The organism is Haloferax sp. Atlit-6N, assembly GCF_003383195.1.
Classification (GTDB): Archaea; Halobacteriota; Halobacteria; order Halobacteriales; family Haloferacaceae; genus Haloferax; species Haloferax gibbonsii.
Genome location: NZ_QEQJ01000356.1, coordinates 1 through 450, shown reverse-complemented (window position 1 = coordinate 450; position 450 = coordinate 1). Strand labels below are relative to the sequence as shown.

Sequence of the window (450 nt, the reverse complement as noted above, 5' to 3'; positions counted from 1 at the left end):
GTCGCCCTGGAAGTCGGGGATGAGTACCTCGACGAGGATGCCCGGGTCGCGGTCTTTGATCTCGCGGATCGTCCGCGCGAAGTGGCTCGCACCCTGATCCGGCAGGTCGTCGCGGTCGACGGAGGTGAGCACGACGTAGTCCAGCCCGATTTCGGCGACGGCGTCGGCGACGTTCGCCGGCTCCTCGGGATCGAGCGCGTCCATCCCGCCGGTCTCGACGTCGCAGAAGTTACAGCCGCGCGAGCAGCGATCGCCCATCAGCATAAACGTCGCCGTCCCCGGGCCGTTGCGGCCGCTCCAGCACTCGCCGAGGTTCGGGCAGTTCGCCTCCTCACAGACCGTGTGGAGGTCCCGGTCCCGGAGGGTGTCCTTGATGTCCGTGAACTGCCGCCCCGACGGCGGACGCATCTTCAGCCAGTCGGGCTTCCGCCTGCCGCTCATACTCTCCCC

The 450-nt window shown here is 68.4% G+C and carries 1 protein-coding gene; it reads right to left on the bottom strand.

All coding sequences use genetic code 11. The features are described 5' to 3' along the window. Positions 1 to 441, bottom strand: a 441-nt coding sequence (locus tag DEQ92_RS22730) for a lipoyl synthase (protein ID WP_115821817.1), incomplete at its 3' end; no start/stop codon positions are given. Positions 442 to 450: the final 9 nt, after the last annotated feature.